The 18,258-nt window shown below is 50.1% G+C and carries 14 protein-coding genes; 12 read left to right on the forward strand and 2 right to left on the reverse strand.

Features of this window, described 5'->3' with window-relative positions; all coding sequences use genetic code 11:
* Positions 1-26: 26 nt before the first annotated feature.
* From lysS to SPB21_RS00440, 10 genes are all read left to right on the forward strand, one after another.
* Complete coding sequence (gene lysS / locus SPB21_RS00395) at positions 27-1,562, forward strand: lysine--tRNA ligase (protein WP_499864988.1); 1,536 nt, start codon at positions 27-29, stop codon at positions 1,560-1,562.
* A gap of 174 nt (positions 1,563-1,736) precedes the next feature.
* On the forward strand, positions 1,737-4,319 hold the full coding sequence (locus SPB21_RS00400; RefSeq protein WP_499864989.1) for a GAF domain-containing protein: 2,583 nt from the start codon (positions 1,737-1,739) through the stop codon (positions 4,317-4,319).
* 150 nt (positions 4,320-4,469) lie between these two features.
* Positions 4,470-5,198 (forward strand): phosphoribosylaminoimidazolesuccinocarboxamide synthase, encoded by a 729-nt coding sequence (gene purC / locus SPB21_RS00405; protein WP_163659617.1) that lies wholly within the window; start codon positions 4,470-4,472, stop codon positions 5,196-5,198.
* 209 nt (positions 5,199-5,407) lie between these two features.
* Entirely contained in the window at positions 5,408-7,669 is a 2,262-nt protein-coding gene (locus SPB21_RS00410; protein ID WP_499864990.1) for a BamA/TamA family outer membrane protein, read from the forward strand.
* Complete coding sequence (lpxC, locus tag SPB21_RS00415; RefSeq protein ID WP_250564664.1) at positions 7,669-8,532, forward strand: UDP-3-O-acyl-N-acetylglucosamine deacetylase; 864 nt, start codon at positions 7,669-7,671, stop codon at positions 8,530-8,532. Before SPB21_RS00410 ends, lpxC begins: the two co-directional genes overlap by 1 nt.
* 37 nt (positions 8,533-8,569) lie before the next feature.
* Positions 8,570-9,079, forward strand: a complete 510-nt coding sequence (gene fabZ / locus SPB21_RS00420) for a 3-hydroxyacyl-ACP dehydratase FabZ (RefSeq protein WP_163659621.1) — start codon at positions 8,570-8,572, stop codon at positions 9,077-9,079.
* A gap of 10 nt (positions 9,080-9,089) precedes the next feature.
* The gene (gene lpxA, locus SPB21_RS00425; RefSeq protein ID WP_006518869.1) at positions 9,090-9,914 is read left to right on the forward strand and encodes an acyl-ACP--UDP-N-acetylglucosamine O-acyltransferase; all 825 of its coding nucleotides are present in this window, start codon (positions 9,090-9,092) and stop codon (positions 9,912-9,914) included.
* A gap of 41 nt (positions 9,915-9,955) precedes the next feature.
* Entirely contained in the window at positions 9,956-11,215 is a 1,260-nt protein-coding gene (lpxB, locus tag SPB21_RS00430; protein WP_490793610.1) for a lipid-A-disaccharide synthase, read from the forward strand.
* Positions 11,216-11,275: 60 nt separating this feature from the next.
* Complete coding sequence (locus tag SPB21_RS00435; RefSeq protein WP_163701158.1) at positions 11,276-11,941, forward strand: MotA/TolQ/ExbB proton channel family protein; 666 nt, start codon at positions 11,276-11,278, stop codon at positions 11,939-11,941.
* 133 nt (positions 11,942-12,074) lie between these two features.
* A complete protein-coding gene (locus tag SPB21_RS00440) occupies positions 12,075-12,728 on the forward strand; it encodes an ExbD/TolR family protein (protein WP_163659627.1) in 654 nt (217 codons plus the stop codon).
* Positions 12,729-12,869: 141 nt separating this feature from the next.
* On the opposite strand, the gene eno is transcribed toward SPB21_RS00440, so the two are convergent.
* Positions 12,870-14,162, reverse strand: a complete 1,293-nt coding sequence (gene eno, locus SPB21_RS00445) for a phosphopyruvate hydratase (RefSeq protein ID WP_163659629.1) — start codon at positions 14,160-14,162, stop codon at positions 12,870-12,872.
* Positions 14,163-14,430: 268 nt separating this feature from the next.
* On the opposite strand from eno, the gene gloA reads away from it, so the two are divergent.
* Together gloA and clpB are read left to right on the forward strand one after the other, a co-directional pair.
* Positions 14,431-14,856 carry a lactoylglutathione lyase gene (gloA, locus tag SPB21_RS00450; RefSeq protein WP_163659630.1) on the forward strand — a complete coding sequence of 142 codons (426 nt, stop codon included), beginning with the start codon at positions 14,431-14,433 and terminating at the stop codon, positions 14,854-14,856.
* Positions 14,857-15,066: 210 nt separating this feature from the next.
* Entirely contained in the window at positions 15,067-17,703 is a 2,637-nt protein-coding gene (gene clpB, locus SPB21_RS00455) for an ATP-dependent chaperone ClpB (RefSeq protein ID WP_163659632.1), read from the forward strand.
* A gap of 160 nt (positions 17,704-17,863) precedes the next feature.
* Here the strand turns inward: clpB and SPB21_RS00460 are convergent, their stop codons facing one another.
* Entirely contained in the window at positions 17,864-18,064 is a 201-nt protein-coding gene (locus SPB21_RS00460) for a hypothetical protein (protein ID WP_163699299.1), read from the reverse strand.
* Positions 18,065-18,258 lie beyond the last annotated feature (194 nt).

Raw genomic sequence — 18,258 nt, forward strand, 5'->3', positions numbered from 1 at the left:
GCACAATTACTTCTGACCCTTAACGCATGGCTAGCTCCCAGCCCAACGATCAAAGTCCTCGCGAAATTCGCGCTGCTCGCTTACAGAAAATAAGTGAATTAAAAAAACTGGGACTCAATCCATATGCCTACAAATGGGATGTGACCCATCAGGCTGCCATCCTTCAGAAGAAATTTGCTGATCTGCCCACAGGAGAAGAGACCGAGGTTGAGGTCAGTATTGCCGGTCGCATCATGGGCCGACGGGTATTCGGTAAGCTTGCGTTCTTCACGCTTCAGGATGAAACGGGCTCAATTCAGCTATTTCTAGATAAAAAGACCATCCAAGCGGGGATGGCCGACACCGATGAGCAAGCATTTACCCATCTCAAACAGCTGACGGATGTGGGCGATTTCTTTGGGGTGAAGGGCATCGTTAAGCGCACGGATAAAGGGGAGCTGTCGGTGAAGGTGAGCACTTATGCCATTCTTACCAAGGCGCTGCTGCCGCTGCCAGATAAATGGCACGGCCTCACCGATGTGGCCAAGCGCTACCGCCAGCGCTATGTTGACCTGATTGTGAACCCTGAGGTTCAGGATACCTTTCGGAAGCGGGCGCGAATTACCGCCTCAATTCGTCGCTATCTGGACCAGCAAGATTTTATTGAAATTGAGACGCCGGTTTTACAGGCGGAGCCTGGTGGTGCCGATGCCCGTCCGTTTGTGACCTATCACAACACGCTAGACATGCAGCTCTATCTGCGGATTGCTACGGAACTGCACCTGAAGCGCCTGATTGTGGGTGGTTTTGAACGTGTGTTTGAAATGGGTCGCATTTTCCGGAATGAAGGCATTTCCACCCGTCATAATCCAGAATTTACGTCGATTGAGCTGTACCAGGCTTACGCTGATTACCACGACATGATGGATATCACCGAGGCGCTGATCATTAATGCTGCGGAAGAGGTGCTGGGCACTACGCAAATTACCTATCAAGGTGATGCCATTGACCTCAGCACTCCCTGGAAGCGCATCACGATGCATGATGCCGTCCAGGAAAAAACTGGGGTTAACTTTGCTGAGTTCACTGATCTAGATGAGGCGAAAGCGGCGGCAAAAGCGGCGGGCTTGCATGGTATCGATGACTGCCCCAGCATTGGCCATGTCTTAAATGAAGCGTTTGAGCAGACAGTGGAACCGACGCTGATTCAGCCCACCTTTATTACCGACTATCCGGTGGAAATTTCTCCATTGGCTAAACCCCATCGACATAAGCCTGGTCTGGTGGAACGATTTGAACTGTTTATCGTTGGTCGAGAAACCGCTAATAGTTTTTCAGAGCTTACGGATCCTGTGGATCAACGTCAGCGTCTAGAGGCCCAGGCGGCTAAAAAAGCAGCGGGTGACTTGGAGGCCCATAGCCTAGATGAAGATTTTGTTACTGCCCTAGAATATGGTATGCCACCCACAGGGGGGATGGGCATGGGGATCGACCGGCTGGTGATGCTCCTGACGGATTCGCCCAGCATTCGGGATGTGATTGCATTTCCCTTGCTGAAGCCTGAGCAAGGAAGTCGTGATTAGTTAATCTTGCCAAACTGATTAAACTATAGGGGAAGGTGTTGAGGGCAAACTATTGTAATTGCAGTCTTCTGTCAGTATTTAGAGAATGCACCCGTGCATTTTCCGAGTTTCTGCACCATAAAGGCTCAATAACTCCCGTTAATTTATAATTTTGGCTAACCCGTATAAATAACTATGGCTCAGTCATCTGCAGATAGCACGTTGGCCCGCTTGTCGCAGGGCACCATGCCCGGTCGTCTTAAGGCTCAGGTTCGGCATTTATCTAAGCCTAGATTTATTGAGCTTTTAGAGTTGATCATTCAAGAATTTGAGTATTTTCTCAAAGCGATCAACTTGATTAATAATCAATCGCTGGAAACGCTTCTGGAAGAGCTGTTGGAGGCGTTTACCTTAAAAATTGGTCAGATTCTACAGGCCGATCGCACTACTATCTTCATCGTCGATGAAGAGAATCAAGAACTTTGGTCAAAAATTGCTCAGGGTGCGGGGGAGAAGGCGGTCGAGATCAGAATACCAATGGGTAAAGGGATTGCTGGCTATGTTGCTGAGACTAGAAAAACCCTTAACATTCCCAGTGCCTATGATGATCCTAGATTTAACCGGGCAACGGACGAAGAAACGGGATATCACACTAAAAATATTCTGTGTATGCCCATCTTTAGCGACGGTGTCAACGTCGTTGCGGTGGTGCAGTTGCTCAATAAAATTGGCGGTAACCGGTTTACGCTCCAGGATGAAAAGGAGTTTGAATCCTTTGCTCGCTCCATTGGTGTACTCCTAGAAAGCTGTAACTCGTTTTATACGGCTGCCCGCACCCAGAAAGGCCTCAATGCGCTACTCAATGCCATTTCATCGTTAGAGCAGAGTTTGGAGCTGGAAGTGACTCTGCAGTCGGTCATGGCTGAAGCGCGAAAACTCATGCAGGCGGATCGCAGCACCCTGTGGCTGATGGATGGTAATCAGCTATGGTCTAAAGTGCAAAGTGCCGATGGTACAGAGCTGATGGAGTTACGCCAGGCCAATGATAAGGACAGCATTGTGGGCTATGTGGCGTCTACTGGCGAAACTCTGAACATTCCTGATGCCTACAAGGATAGTCGGTTTAATCGCTCGGCGGACGAGCGCACTGGCTATCGCACCCACAGTATTTTGTGCATGCCGGTGTTTAACTCATCGGGCAAAATTATGGGGGTGACCCAGCTGATTAATAAGATGCAGGGGGCCTTCACTCGCTCAGATGAGTCGTTTATGCGGGCGTTTAATACCCAGGCGGGGATTGCTTTAGAAAATGCCCAGCTATTTGAAAATGTGTTGGTGGAGAAGCAATATCAGAAGGATATTCTTCAGAGTCTTTCGGATGCCTTTATTTCCACAGATATGGGGGGCCGGATCGTCACCATCAATGAAACAGCCCTGAGCTTGCTGGGGTGTCCCATGGACGAGTCAGTGATTGTTGAGGGTGAATCTCTGGAGGCGTTACAGAAAACCTGGGAAGAAAAGCTGATCGGGCGGTTGCTTTGGGAAGTGGTGCCGATTGAGAATTTGCGATCGCGCCTGGCTGATAGTTTAGAGTTTGGTACACATCAGTATGTACCTGAGCAAACCCTACAGGTGGCGCTAACTACGGTTAAAGACCAGTTGGTTATGTTAGTGCCTGCCGAAATCCGGCGCAAATCCTCCACGTTTATTCCCCGAGAACATGACGATACTAACCAGACTTACTATCTCTGGGGACAACGGTCTGACGCGATCAAGGCCTATGAGAACGTACACCACCTTGAACATAGCATTAACCTCACGGTCAATCCCCTGACCGATCCCGGTGGCGGTGTCAGGGGTGGCCTCGTGGTTCTGGAAGACATCAGCCAGGAAAAGCGGATGAAAACGACGTTGTATCGCTACATGACCCCCAGTGTGGCGGATCAGGTCATGGCCCTTGGGGAAGATTCCCTGATGGTGGGTAAACGTCGGGATGTCACTGTACTATTTTCCGATATTCGTGGCTACACCACCCTGACCGAGAGACTGGAGGCATCTCAGGTGGTCTCCATGCTGAATGAGTACTTTGAGACCATGGTGGAAGCCGTCTTTAATCACCAAGGCACCTTAGATAAATTTATCGGTGATGCCCTGATGGCTGTGTTTGGTGCGCCGTTGCCCCTGGAAAACCATGGTTGGTCAGCCGTGGAAGCGGCCCTCGATATGCGGGAGCGGCTGGTGCACTTTAACCGGTCACGCCAGGCGAATAGCCAACCCAAAATCAACATCGGTATTGGTCTGAGCTCTGGCGAGGTGGTGTCTGGCAATATCGGCTCCCGTCGCAAGATGGAATATACGGTGATCGGTGATGGTGTGAATCTCAGCTCTCGGTTGGAAGGGGTGACCAAACAGTATGGCTGTGACATTGTCATGAGCGAACATACCTATGCTCGATGTCGTGACTTAGTCTGGGTGCGAGAGCTGGATCTAACCCGTGTGAAGGGTAAGACAAAGCCTGTGAAAATTTATGAGCTGATTGGCAGCCGACAAAATCACCAGTTAGATCAGGCAACCCAGGACTTTCTAGACCTTTACAAGCAAGCCCGTAAGGCCTACACCTCGCAAAAGTTTACGCGGGCATTAGACCTATTCACGCGGGCAAAGGTGATGCGACCTCAGGATAAAGCTGTATCGGTGCACATTGCCCGTATTCATTCCTATTTAGAGAATCCACCGCCAGCGGATTGGGATGGGGTATATGTCATGACCACTAAATAAAAATTAGGTTTGCCATTTTTCCTTAATTTGTAGAGGCGTTCCATGGAACGCCTCTACAAATTTTTAGGACGCCTCTACAAATTTTTGGAACGCCCCTGTAATACCCATCCACGCTAAAATGAGCGATGCAAATTTTCCTTGGGAGGCCCCATGGCTGAGCGAAAGAAGCTCTATGAAGGCAAGGCAAAAATTCTTTATGCCACTGAGGATCCGGCGGTATTGGTGACGTACTTCAAGGATGATGCCACGGCGTTTAATGCTCAGAAGCGAGGGACCATTGCCAATAAAGGGTGCATTAACAATGCCGTGTCCACCCACTTGTTTAAGCTGCTAGAAGCCCAGGGCGTGACCACCCATTGGATTGCTTCTCCCAATGAGCGGGAGATGTGGGTGAAGCCGGTGACCATTGTGCCCCTGGAAGTGGTGGTGCGTAATCTGGCGGCTGGCAGTCTTTGTCGGCAAACGGGGTTAGCCCTGGGCACACCGCTGACGCCGCCGCTGGTGGAGTTTTACTACAAGAATGATGACCTGGGGGATCCGCTGCTGACTTGCGATCGCATCCGTGCCATGGATATCGCCAGCGATGATACTGTGACTGAGCTAGATCGCATGGCCCGCAGTATTAACCAAATTCTCAAAGACTTTTTCAATAGCTGTAGTATTACCCTGGTTGACTTCAAACTTGAATTTGGCACCCTTGCTGACGGCACCCTGGTTTTGGCCGATGAGATTAGCCCCGACACCTGCCGCCTATGGAATCAAGAGGAAACGGATGAATCCCGTCGAGTGATGGACAAAGACCGATTTCGTCAGGATTTAGGGGATGTGGAGTCAGGATATCAGCAGGTGTTGGATCGAATTCTGGCACATACAAATTGAGCACTGAGGGATGCGGTGCGGTAGAATCTTTCAGAAAAATATTAAATTCTGTTCACATTTTTCCAGCGCAATCAGACGTGCGTTTGGAAAAGTAAAGGGTTACTAGAACCTTAGTTATAGACCCCTAAGCCGGATTTAGTGTATGTCATTAACAGGGGCTTTTTAAGAGCGTCTGTTCCTATTTGGTGTAAGGAGTACGTTTTCTGCCTATGCGCTTTTCGCCGACTCTATTGGCTTGTTGCACCGTTGCGACATTGTTTGGGTTGCCCGTACTCGCAGCCGATGCGGCTGACGTAGTGGACACCTCCACAGTTGATGCTATGGCAGATGATGCCGCAGAATCAGCGGTTGCTGGTCAGTCAGAGCTAACCTCAACAGAGGTTTTGCCTCAGCAGCAAACAGAAATTGCCTCTGAAACCTCTGAGGATGTGGCTGTTGATCTACCCGTGGCCGCAGCCGAATCGATTGATAGCGCTACCTTATTGGTTCAAGAATCTGAAGAAACCCCCGAAGAAACGTTAGATCGCCTTTTAGACGGCATTAATAATCAACCCTCTGAACCAGCCGAACCAGCCGAACCCGTTGAGGCAGCGCCAGAACCTGAGGATACGCCACAGACTGAGAGTCCTGAGAGTCCAACACCCGATGAAGAGGTTGTAGAAGAGGAGCCCGCAGACGAAGAAGTTCAGGTGCTTGTGGCTGAGCTAGATGTCATTACCCTGGACGGTAGTCCCCTCGATCCAGAACTTGAAGACATTGTCTATCAGGCAATCAACCTGCGTCCTGGTCGTACAGCCACCCGTAGCCAGCTGCAAGAAGACATTAACAATGTGTTTGCCACGGGGTTTTTTGCCAATGTTAGGGCCAGACCCGAGGATACTGATTTGGGGGTGCGGGTTACCTTTGGGGTACAACCCAACCCAGTACTAACGGGTGTAGATGTGCGCACTGACGCTGAAACAGCAAGTGTGTTGCCGGATGAGAAAATTGATGAAATTTTTGGCGATCAGTATGGCAAAATCCTCAATCTGATTGATTTCCAAGACGGTATTTTAGAATTGAACGAGTGGTACCGTGACCAGGGATATGTACTGGCTCAGGTGACGGCGGCTCCCCAGGTTTCAGACGATGGTGTGGCCACCCTGGTCGTTGCTGAGGGTGTGATTGAATCTATCGAAGTTCGCTACATCGATGCGGATGGTAATAGCGTTGATGCAGAGGGAGAACCCATCGACGGTAGAACCCGCCCGTTTATCGTTACCCGAGAATTCGAAACCCAGCCTGGTGATGTTTTCCGGCAGGACAGAATCCAGTCGGATCTGCAGCGAGTGTTTGGTCTAGGGATTTTTGATGACGTCCGTCTCTCGCTGGATCCAGGTGATGAAGATCCTCGAAAAGTCAAGGTGGTCGTCAATGTTGATGAAGGCAATACAGGATCTGTCGGTGCTGCCGTTGGCTTTAACCTCAGTGGCGATGTCTTTGGTAGTGTCAGCTATCAGCAGGACAACCTGGGCGGTAATAATCAGACGCTGCGCACCGAAGTACAGCTAAGTGAACGCGAGCTGTTGTTTGATGTCAGCTTTACGGATCCTTGGATTGCTGGAGACCCCCATCGCACGTCCTACACGGTGAATGGCTTTAATCGTCGCTCAATTTCTCTCATCTTTGACGGGGGAGATACTGATGTTGATCTGCCCAATGGGGATACTCCTCGGGTTAACCGTTTGGGTGGGGGTGTCACCTTTGGACGTCCTTTAGATAACGGTTGGAGTGGTTCAGTTGGTCTGGAATATCAACGTGTTTCCATTCGAGATAGCGATGGCGATTTATCTCCTGAAGACCAGTTTGGTAACGATCTAAGCTTTAGTGGCGATGGTCGTGATGATCTCTTGAGTATTCCCATCGGCTTTGTTTGGGACCAGCGTAATAACCCCTTAGCTCCCACTAGTGGCAGTTTGCTGCGGCTTGGTTCAGAACAGACTATTCCGGTTGGTCAAGGCACAATTTTCTTTAATCGATTACGGGCTAGCTATAGTCGCTATGTGCCGGTTAATTTCATCAAATTGGGTGATGGTCCCCAAACCATTGCCTTTAATGTGCAAGGGGGAACCGTGCTTGGTGACTTGCCTCCCTATGAAGCATTCTCTCTCGGGGGAACCAACTCAGTGCGCGGGTTTGATGAGGGTGATTTAGGGAGTGGTCGTTCTTTTGTGCAGGCAACTGCTGAATATCGCTTCCCATTGTTCACGTCTTTTCTCGGCGGCGCTTTGTTTGTTGACTATGGTACTGACCTGGGTTCAGGGGATAATGTCCCTGGCGATCCGGCGATTATTCGTGATAAGCCTGGAGATGGCTTTGGCTACGGTGCCGGTATTCGAGTACAAACACCGTTAGGTGCGCTCAGGCTTGACTATGGCTTAGGTGACGGCGGTGATGGTCGCATTCACTTTGGGATTGGAGAACGCTTCTAATGACAGAGGGAGCAGGCATGCAACATACTTTGGCTGCTCCGGTTACTGCTACGGGAGTGGGGCTACATTTAGGGCAGATAACCCATGTAACGGTGTTGCCTGCCGCTACTAATGTGGGTCGTCATTTTGTTCGCACAGATGCAGGTGCTGAATTGATTCCAGCTGATGTCTCAGCTGTGAGTCAAACTCGTCTTTCAACACAGTTGGGCAGCCCTGAAGGGCCATACGTGCGAACGGTGGAGCATTTGTTGGCAGCATTGTGGGCTGCCGGGGTGGACAATGCCCGTATTGAAATTGACGGGTCAGAAGTGCCTCTCATGGACGGGTCCTCACTTGATTGGAGTCGCCTTGTGCAATCGGTGGGAACGGTGGAACAAGAGTCCCCACGCGGCGGTGGAATACTCTCTGAGCCTGTTATTGTGCGGGATGGGGATGCCTATGTGATGGCGTTGCCCGCTTCAGAGCTTCGTTTTAGCTATGGCATTGACTTTCCGATGTCTGCCATTGGTAATCAGTGGCATAGCTGGTCTCCCATGGCTGGAGACTTTGTTGAGCTGGTGGCTCCGGCCCGTACATTTGCCATGGCCCATCAAATTGACGGTTTGCGATCGCAAGGTCTGATTAAAGGTGGCAGTCTTGAAAACGCCCTAGTTTGTGATGAAGAGGGCTGGCTTAATCCCCCGCTGCGATTTGCAAATGAACCGGCACGTCATAAACTTTTAGACTTAGTAGGGGATCTCAGTTTATTAGGTGTTCTCCCTACGATGCATGTGACAGCTTATCGAGCTAGTCATAGTTTGCACGTGCAGTTAGCTCGTCATTTGGCCGCTATCTGTTTGTCAGAAACATCGGCTCCCGCTTAGCCGAGAGCACCTACGCCGTTGCTGTTCAAAAACGTCTATGGCCACCACCGTTGTTAAAGATAAAGCTCATCCTACCAATCAGGAATCTCAACCGACTGCCGACGAGAATCCTACCCCTATTACCCTTAATCTAGAGCAGATTCACGCGTTGTTACCCCATCGCTATCCGTTTGCTCTAGTTGATCGCATCATCGACTATGTTCCTGGCAAACAGGCAGTTGGTTTAAAAAATGTCACGTTCAATGAACCCCATTTCCAAGGACACTTTCCGGGGCGTCCTATTATGCCCGGGGTCCTGATTGTTGAAGCCATGGCTCAGGTGGGCGGTATTGTACTGACCCAAATGCCTGGTGTGAATGGCTTATGTATGTTTGCTGGTATCGATAAAGTTCGGTTTCGGCGACCAGTTGTGCCAGGTGACCAGCTGGTTATCACAACAGAGTTGCTTAGCGTTCGCGGGCTAAAATTCGGCAAAATGCAGGCTAAGGCTGAAGTTGATGGTCAACTGGTGTGCGAAGGTACCCTGATGTTTTCTGTGGTGGAATAACAAATAACCAATGTTCCCAACTGCTCTGATTCATCCCACGGCGGTCATTCATCCGAGGGCCCAGGTCCACTCTAGTGTGAAAGTGGGCCCCTACGCTGTTATCGGGGAAAAAGTCAGTGTTGGTAAAGACACCGAAATTGGTCCCCATGTGGTATTGGATGGGCACACCGAAATTGGCCAGCGCAATCGCATTTTTACTGGAGCTGCCATTGGTTTAGAGCCTCAGGACCTCAAGTATGACGGTTCTGAGAGCTTGGTTTCCATCGGCGACGATAACAACATTCGTGAATATGTCACCATCAACCGACCCACTCGATTTGGTGAAATTACCCGTTTAGGCAATGGCAATCTTTTGATGGCCTATGTGCACATAGCCCATAACTGCCTGATTCAAGACAGCGTTATCATTGCAAATTCGGTGGCACTGGCCGGTCACGTTCACATTGAATCTAATGTCCGCATCAGCGGTCTTGTTGGCATTCACCAATTTGTTCACATTGGTCGCCATGCCATGGTTGGTGGCATGAGTCGGATTGAGCGCGATGTGCCTCCCTACATGATGGTGGAAGGCAATCCATCAAGGGTAAGGGGACTCAATCAGGTCGGTCTGAAGCGATCAGGCATTGGCGATCTAGAATCTGGGCGTGTATACGATGGTCTCAAACAGGCCTATCGTTTGCTTTATCGCTCGGGGCTCACATTTAGCGAGGCTCTCAATAAATTGGACTCTGTTGCTAACAATGAGTATGTGCAACATCTCCATAGATTCTTAGTGGCTTCCCAAGGCGACAGCCGACGAGGTGTTATTCCAGGACGACATATCTCACGCAAATAAGGTTCTGGCCCTAAATCTTCGGTGCTACAACCGGTCTTAGCATGCAGCATAACGACAATACTGACACCAACATTCCCGTTGCCGTGAGACGTGCCCCTGCGTCTCCTGTTCGGGTGTTTATTCACACTGGGGAAGTCTCTGGTGATTTACAAGGAGCGTTGCTGGTGGAGGGGCTTAAACGCCAAGCTGCTCAGCAGGGCATTGAGGTGGAAATCAGTGCCATGGGGGGAGACCGCATGGCTGCTGCTGGGGCGAAACTGATTGGTAATACGGTGCCCGTGAGCTCTATCGGCATTTTTGAAGCCTTACCCCATGCTTGGGCAGCGATTAAAATGCAGCGCCAGGCTAAGCAGCATTTACTGGAATCGCCCCCCGATGTAGTCGTGTTGATTGACTACATGGGGCCTAATGTCGCCATTGGGCAGTTCATTCGTCGACAGTTTCCTACGGTGCCGATTACCTATTTCATTGCACCACAGCTGTGGGTCTGGGCCATGATGCCGGGCGATACCGAGAAGATCTTGTCTATTTCTGATCGGGTTTTGGCCATTTTTCCAGGCGAAGCTCGCTACTATCGTGAAAAAGGTGGCCAGGTCTCCTGGGTGGGTCATCCCCTTTTGGATAAATTTGCCGACTATCATCCAGCATCTGAAAAACAACAGGCTCGTCAACAGTTGGGGGTAGCTGGCTCTGATTGTGTTGTTACCCTGTTGCCCGCCTCACGCCCCCAGGAGTTAACCTATGTGCTGCCGATCATGTTGACGGCGGCTCAGCAGATTCAGACCCAAATCCCTCAGATCAAGTTTTTAATCCCGCTGGCTCGGGAAGCCTTTCGTTCAAGGCTAGAAGCGGCACTGAAAGAGTATGGTTTGAAAGGGCAGGTTGTGGCTCAGCAAGAACAGGCCCTGGCCATTGCCGCTGCCGATTTAGCCATTGCTAAGTCAGGCACCGCTAATCTGGAGATCGCCTTGATGGAAGTCCCTCAGGTGGTGATGTATCGGCTGAATCGTTTAACTGCCTGGGTGGCGGAGTTTGTGCTTAAATTTTCGGTGGCCTACGTTTCACCTGTAAATCTGGTTAATATGGAGCCGATTGTGCCAGAGTTTGTGCAGTGGGATGCCAAACCTGACACCATTAGCCAAATGGCGCTAAATCTACTGAACAATCCGGATCAGCGTCAAAAAATGGTGGAGGGCTACAGGACAATGCGAAAGCATTTGGGCTCCGTGGGAGTTTGCGATCGCGCCGCCAACGAAATTCTAGCCTTGGCCACCGGCAAGGCAGCTTGTGCTAAAAGATAGTGGCCGATCTGGGACCCGAGCAGGTAACATGCGTCTGAGAAAGCGTAGGGGAGAAAACGAGTGAACATTACTGACTTATTTGCCAGAGGTGGGATAGCCATGTGGCCCCTGCTAGTCCTATCAGTAATTGCCCTCGGCACAATTATTGAGCGTATTTGGTTTTGGTCGCGCATCATTACCCGCGAGCGGGAGATCGCCGGTCGTGTGCTCGAAGCCGCCCGGCGAGAATGGACTGCCGCCACTGAAATTGCTCAACGGGCCCACCGTTTGCCCATGGGGCGTTTTCTCTATGCTGCTTTGAAGCTCAAAGATCAAGATCCTGAAGTGTTTCGTCTGGCCCTAGAAACAGCTGCCAATGAAGAATTAGCCGCTATGCGTCGAGGCGATAAGGTGCTAGAACTCGTGATCGCTGTTTCTCCAATGTTGGGATTGTTAGGTACCGTTTTAGGTTTGATGAATTCCCTTGGGTCACTCAATCTCAATGATTTGGCCATTGGTAGTGCAACCAGTGGTGCTGCTGAAGGTATTGGTCAGTCCTTGATCACCACGGCTACTGGATTGATTATTGCCATTGTTAGCCTGATGTTTTATCGCCTCTTTCAAGGTTTGGTGTTTGGTCAAGCCAAAGTCTTTCGTCAGTCCGGTAGCGAGCTAGAGTTACTTTACCGTCAGGCCTGGTCCCTAAGCGGGGGTAAGCCCAGCGAACTGGGTGCTTCAGTTAATTAAGGTGGAATAGGTTTTGAATTCTGAATTTTAAGTTCAAAACCTGCGGCTTGGGTCGTTCTGATAAAACAGCAATCACCTCAAAATTATTCTTCCCCCCTCCAATCCAATCTCCCCCAACCCCCTGAGCATCGCCATGAAACTAGACCTAGACGATCAACAAAACGGCATTGTCATCGAACTACTTCCCCTGGTCGATGTTGTCTTTTGTATTCTGACCTTCTTTATTTTGGCGGCAGTGGGTAGCCGCCAACAGGCGATTAGTTTAGATCTGCCCAATGCGAATACCGGGTCGGCATTACCGCCTGCGGCCTTAACCACTGGTCGCGATCGCTTATATGTGAGTGTTGACCCCATTGGCCGCATATATCTTGACCAAGACCCCATTTTGGAACAGAACCTCTTGGGGCTTGTGGGTGATTTTTATACAGGTAACCCGGAGGGGATTGTGGTGCTGTATGCAGCCAAAGACTCTCGTTATGACGATGTTGTGCGAGTGCTAGACATCCTGCGGACGGTGGGGGGGAACCGTGTGGCTCTGGCAACGTTACCGCCGGGTACGCAGTCGTCACAAGATACATTGCCTGGTGAACTACCGGCTGATATTCAAGACTTAATCAACGGTTCAGACTCCAGTCTGCCAGGGCGTGAATTACCCAGCGATCCCCTGAATCCATCCACCACTACGCCCATCCCAACAACACCGGGCAGTGCATTACCGGACAGTTCATTACCAGACAGCTCACTCACGCCTAGCAGCCCATCTCCTTTGCCAACCGACGACGAATAACCCTCAAAACGTTTACTCTCACTATTTCTTAAGGAGAACCCACAACGGGGTAACCGTTGTGGGTTCGAAACTATAGCAATCTGCTGAATGCATATCTCCAAAGGAGAGGCTGCGCCAAACTATAAATTTCCCGAAGAGAAATTAGCCCTGACCGGGTCCCATGCCAACGGCACCAGCATAGACGGCTTGTTCTGCTAGCTCGTCTTCAATGCGTAGCAGACGATTGTATTTTGCAACCCGCTCACTACGGCATAGGGAACCTGTTTTAATCTGGCCTGCACGGGTAGCCACTGCCAAATCAGCAATAGTGGTATCTTCAGTCTCACCAGAACGGTGGCTAATCACTGATGTCAGCTTGTTGCGAGTCGCCAAGTCGATGGCTTCCAAGGTTTCAGTCAACGAGCCAATCTGGTTTAACTTGATCAAGATGGAGTTAGCGGCCCCCTGATCAATGCCCTTTTGCAAGCGGGTGGGGTTAGTCACAAACAAATCATCGCCCACTAGCTGTACCCGATTGCCCATCTTGGTGGTTAGCGCTTTCCAGCTATCCCAGTCCTCCTCATGGAGACCATCCTCAATGGACACAATGGGGTATTGACTGGCTAGCTTATCGAGATACTCGATGGTCTCCGCCGGAGAGTGAGCCTGACCATCAAAGGTGTACTTACCATCCTTATAGAATTCGCTGGCAGCTACATCCAAAGCCAAGGAAATTTGTTCACCCGGCTTGTACCCTGCTGACTCAATGGCAGCGATCAAAATTTCTAGCGCTTCTTGATTTGAACCCAGATTAGGGGCAAAACCGCCTTCATCCCCCACACCGCCAAGCAAACCTTTTTGATCTAAAACTTTGCTCAAACTAGCAAAAACTTCTGCACCCCAACGCAGAGCTTCTTTAAAGCTGCTAGCACCGCTGGGCACAATCATGAATTCTTGAATGTCTACATTATTATTGGCGTGGGCTCCACCATTGATCACATTCATCAGGGGAACGGGGAGTACGTTGGCTAATGGTCCACCCAGATACCGGTAGAGCGGTAGTCCCAATGCTTGAGCCGCCGCTTTCGCATTGGCCAAAGATACCGCCAGAATAGCGTTGGCACCTAAATTTGCCTTATTGTCTGAGCCATCCAGGGCAATCATGGTGCGATCAATGACCACCTGATCTAAAGCATCTAGACCCATCAGCTCACGAGCAATGGCTTCATGCACATTGTTGACCGCTTTGAGCACCCCCTTACCTCCGTAGCGAGTATCACCATCTCTGAGTTCGTGGGCTTCAAAGGTGCCTGTGGATGCTCCACTGGGGACTTGGGCGAGGCCCACTGCACCCACCGATAAATAAACTTCAGCCTCAATCGTGGGGCGACCCCGAGAGTCCAAGATTTCGCGGGCGCGAATCTCTTCAATAGTGGTTTCGAGTAGGTCAATCATCAAATCTACGCTTCCTTGTGGATTAACTACGGTTAAACGATGGGGGTGTAGGACTCACTGGTCATTATGTCCAATCTTTCAATGCCGATGACGGCTGAACGATTGCACGATAAACAAGCATACGGTGCTATCCTGCATCAACGATAGGGTTGCAGAGCAAAAATGTAAGGAAAAGCACATCAATCTGCCTAGATATACCGGTCTAGGCCATCATAGAAACTAACCAACGCTAGGATTAGAACCAACTGAGCTTAAGGAAAGAAAGGCCATGCGTTTATTGCATACAATGTTGCGGGTTGGCAATTTAGAAAAATCCCTGCAATTCTATTGCGATGTTTTAGGTATGACCCTACTGCGCCAGAAGGACTACCCAGGTGGGAAGTTTACCCTTGCGTTTGTGGGCTATGGCGATGAAAGCGATCATACCGTCATCGAGCTAACCCATAACTGGGGCGTAGAGTCCTACGATCTCGGTGAAGGGTATGGCCATATCGCCCTTGGGGTAGACGATATTTATCAGACCTGCGAAGCGATCAAAGCACGGGGCGGGCAAGTCGTTCGTGAGCCTGGGCCGATGAAGCATGGTTCAACTGTGATTGCGTTTGTGACTGACCCTGATGGCTATAAGGTTGAGTTGATTCAGCTAAAGCAAGGGGCTGAGACTGAGGTGCCAACGGCAGCGGCAACGGTTTGATATAGAGCGGAGAGCGGGAAATAGGCCGTGGGGAATGGGGGGCAACCCACTATCAGGTTGAACTACGGCTCCATTTGTTTGAGACTTGCGGGCTTTCTCGTGTCCCCTACTGCCTAGCTCAGCGCCCCCTACTCCCCCAGCGCAGCGAACGCCCCCCACCCCCAATTGATATACTGATTACTCGTTTCCCTGCCGAACCATTTAGACCCCATGCAGCCATCTAATCCTGATAAATTTACCGCTAAGGCATGGGATGCCATTGTTGAAGCTCAAGATGTGGCACGACGTTTTCGTCAGCAATACCTTGAGGTTGAGCATGTCATGGTGGCGCTAATTGAGCAGCAGGGGTTGGCGGATACCATTTTGTCCAAAGCTGGTTTGGATCCTGAGCTAGTGCTGCAAGAGTTGGAAGCGTTTGCCCAGCGTCAGGCGCGTGCCAGGGTGTCAGCAGATAGTAGCTTGTATTTGGGGCAAAGTCTGGACCGGATGCTCGATCAGGCAGAGGCAGCTCGTCAACTGCTACAGGACGACATCATTTCTGTTGAGCATGTGCTGCTGGGATTTGCTGAGGACGAGCGCATTGGTCGACGGCTACTGCGTGGTTTTGAGTTAGATGTATCTGGCATTCGTGCGGCCATTAATCAAGTGCGTGGTAAGCAAAAAGCCACCGGTCAGAACCCGGAGGAGTCTTACGAAGCGTTAGAGAAATATGGTCGCGATTTAACGGAAGAGGCTAAACACGGTAAGCTTGACCCGGTTATTGGCCGTGATGAAGAAATTCGGCGGGTGATTCAGGTTGTTTCACGACGTACTAAGAACAACCCTGTTTTAATTGGTGAACCCGGTGTGGGTAAAACCGCCATTGCGGAAGGGTTAGCCCAACGTATTGTCAATGGCGATGTGCCCGAATCCCTTAAGGATCGCCAGCTGATTTCTCTTGATATTGGTAGCCTAATTGCTGGAGCTAAATACCGTGGTGAATTTGAAGAACGGCTGCGCTCAGTGCTAAAGGAAGTGGCTGAGTCTGATGGTCAGGTCGTGCTCTTCATTGACGAACTGCATACCGTCGTTGGCGCGGGTGGTGGTAATAGTAATGTGGATGCTGGCAACCTGCTCAAGCCGATTTTGGCACGGGGAGAGCTGCGCTGTATTGGTGCCACGACTCTCGACGAGTATCGTAAGCACATTGAGAAAGATGCGGCCCTAGAGCGACGGTTTCAGCAGGTCTACATTGGTCAGCCTAGTGTGGAAGATGCCATTTCGATTCTGCGTGGTTTAAAAGAACGCTACGAGGCCCATCATGGTGTGAAGATCGTGGATTCGGCGTTGGTGGCTGCAGCGACGCTATCGGATCGTTACATTAGCGATCGCTTTTTACCCGATAAAGCGATCGATCTGATCGATGAGGCGGCTGCCAAGCTCAAAATGGAGATTACGTCCAAACCGGTGGAGTTGGAGACCATTGATCGGCGATTACGGCAGCTAGAAATGGAAAAACTCTCCTTACAAGGGGAAGAGTCCACATCCCGCACATCGAAACAACGGTTATCTCGCATTAATAAAGAGATCGAAAAACTCTCTGTTAAACAACAGAAATTTACGGCACAGTGGCAGTCTGAAAAGCAAGCCCTCGATGCCATTAAGGCATTGAAACAAGAAGAAGATCAGCTGCGGGTACAAGTGGAGCAAGCTGAGCGGGCCTATGATTTGAATCGGGCTGCCCAAATTAAGTATGGACGTTTGGAAGCTGTACAACAGGAGCTGGAGATTTTAGACGGGCAGCTGCAAGAGATGCAGGATAAGGGATCTACTCTGTTGCGTGAACAGGTAAGTGAGGCGGATATTGCCGAGATTGTTGCCAATTGGACGGGTATTCCCGTCAATCGCTTGATGGAAACTGAGCGGCAAAAGCTGTTGCAGTTAGAGGGATATTTGCATCAGCGTGTGGTTGGGCAAAGTGAAGCGGTGACTGCTGTAGCGGCCGCTATTCGCCGGGCCCGCGCAGGCATGAAAGACCCGGGCAGACCCATCGGCTCATTCTTATTTATGGGACCGACAGGGGTGGGTAAGACTGAGTTGGCCCGTGCGTTAGCTGACTGTTTGTTTGATACCGAGGAGGCCCTGGTGCGGGTGGACATGTCGGAGTATATGGAAAAGCATTCCGTCGCTCGACTGATCGGTGCACCGCCTGGATATGTTGGCTATGAAGAAGGTGGGCAGCTATCTGAGGCTGTCAGACGTCATCCCTATTCTGTGGTGCTGCTGGATGAGGTGGAAAAGGCCCACCCCGATGTATTTAATATTTTGCTACAGGTACTCGATGATGGTCGGATTACCGATTCTCAAGGACGAACGGTGGACTTTCGCAACACAGTCATTGTCATGACTAGCAACATTGGTAGCGATCACATTCTTGATGTAGCGGGAGATGAATCGCAGTTTGTAGAAATGCAGGAGCGAGTGCTGGGTGCCCTGCGTGGTCATTTTCGTCCAGAGTTTCTCAATCGTGTGGATGATTTGATTATCTTCCATCCATTGAGTAAAGATGAACTCCGTTCTATTGTGTCGATTCAGCTGAAGCGTCTGTATAAACTCCTGGCAGATCAAAAAATTGCCTTACATGTTTCAGAGTCAGCCATTGATTACGTGGCGGATAAGGGCTACGACCCTGTTTATGGAGCCAGACCGCTGAAGCGGGCGATCCAGCGGGAGTTGGAGAATCCCATCGCCACCAAAATTTTAGAAAATACGTTTGTTGAAGGCTGCAAAGTCGTTATCGATTACATCGAAGACCGTCTCAAGTTTCAGGTTAAAAAAGCTGATGCCTTAGACGACAAGGCTGCTTAGGCGGGTTAATCATAATTTGATAGGTATTAAAAACCCCGATGTCGATAAGGACATCGGGGTTTAAGTACTATTAAATGTCAAAATCATGGATCCAATGGCAATAGTAGATGCTGCTTTGCGGTAAATCCTCTGATCTGACTCACTACGTTTGAGTGCCAGGTTAGGAGTTACGACCACCTTCAATCACACACACATCGATGGCATTGGATAACCCTGAATTCACTTGGCTAAGGCTTTCTAACATTGTTAGAACGAACCCTTGGGGGGGGAAGTAGCTTGGGCGCTTAGCATTCATAACCACGGTTTTCACAATGGCGTCTTCTATACTGCCGCCCTCTAGTAACGTGCTGAGTATCCACATAGAAATGTAGTCTGGGGAACATATTCACATAATCTTTGTAAAAGGAGTAAAAAGCATCAGCCAATTGAACTAGATGTATATCCGGTACTTTGACATAAATGTTCATGAATACGAGCGTCGCTGAAGCCCCTTAGATCAAGGGTTTCAGAGGATGACATCAGAGTAAAGGCTTGATGTGTAAGGATTTTTACGGG

Source organism: Leptothoe sp. ISB3NOV94-8A, assembly GCF_043421595.1.
GTDB lineage: Bacteria > Cyanobacteriota > Cyanobacteriia > Phormidesmidales > Phormidesmidaceae > Leptothoe > Leptothoe turfae.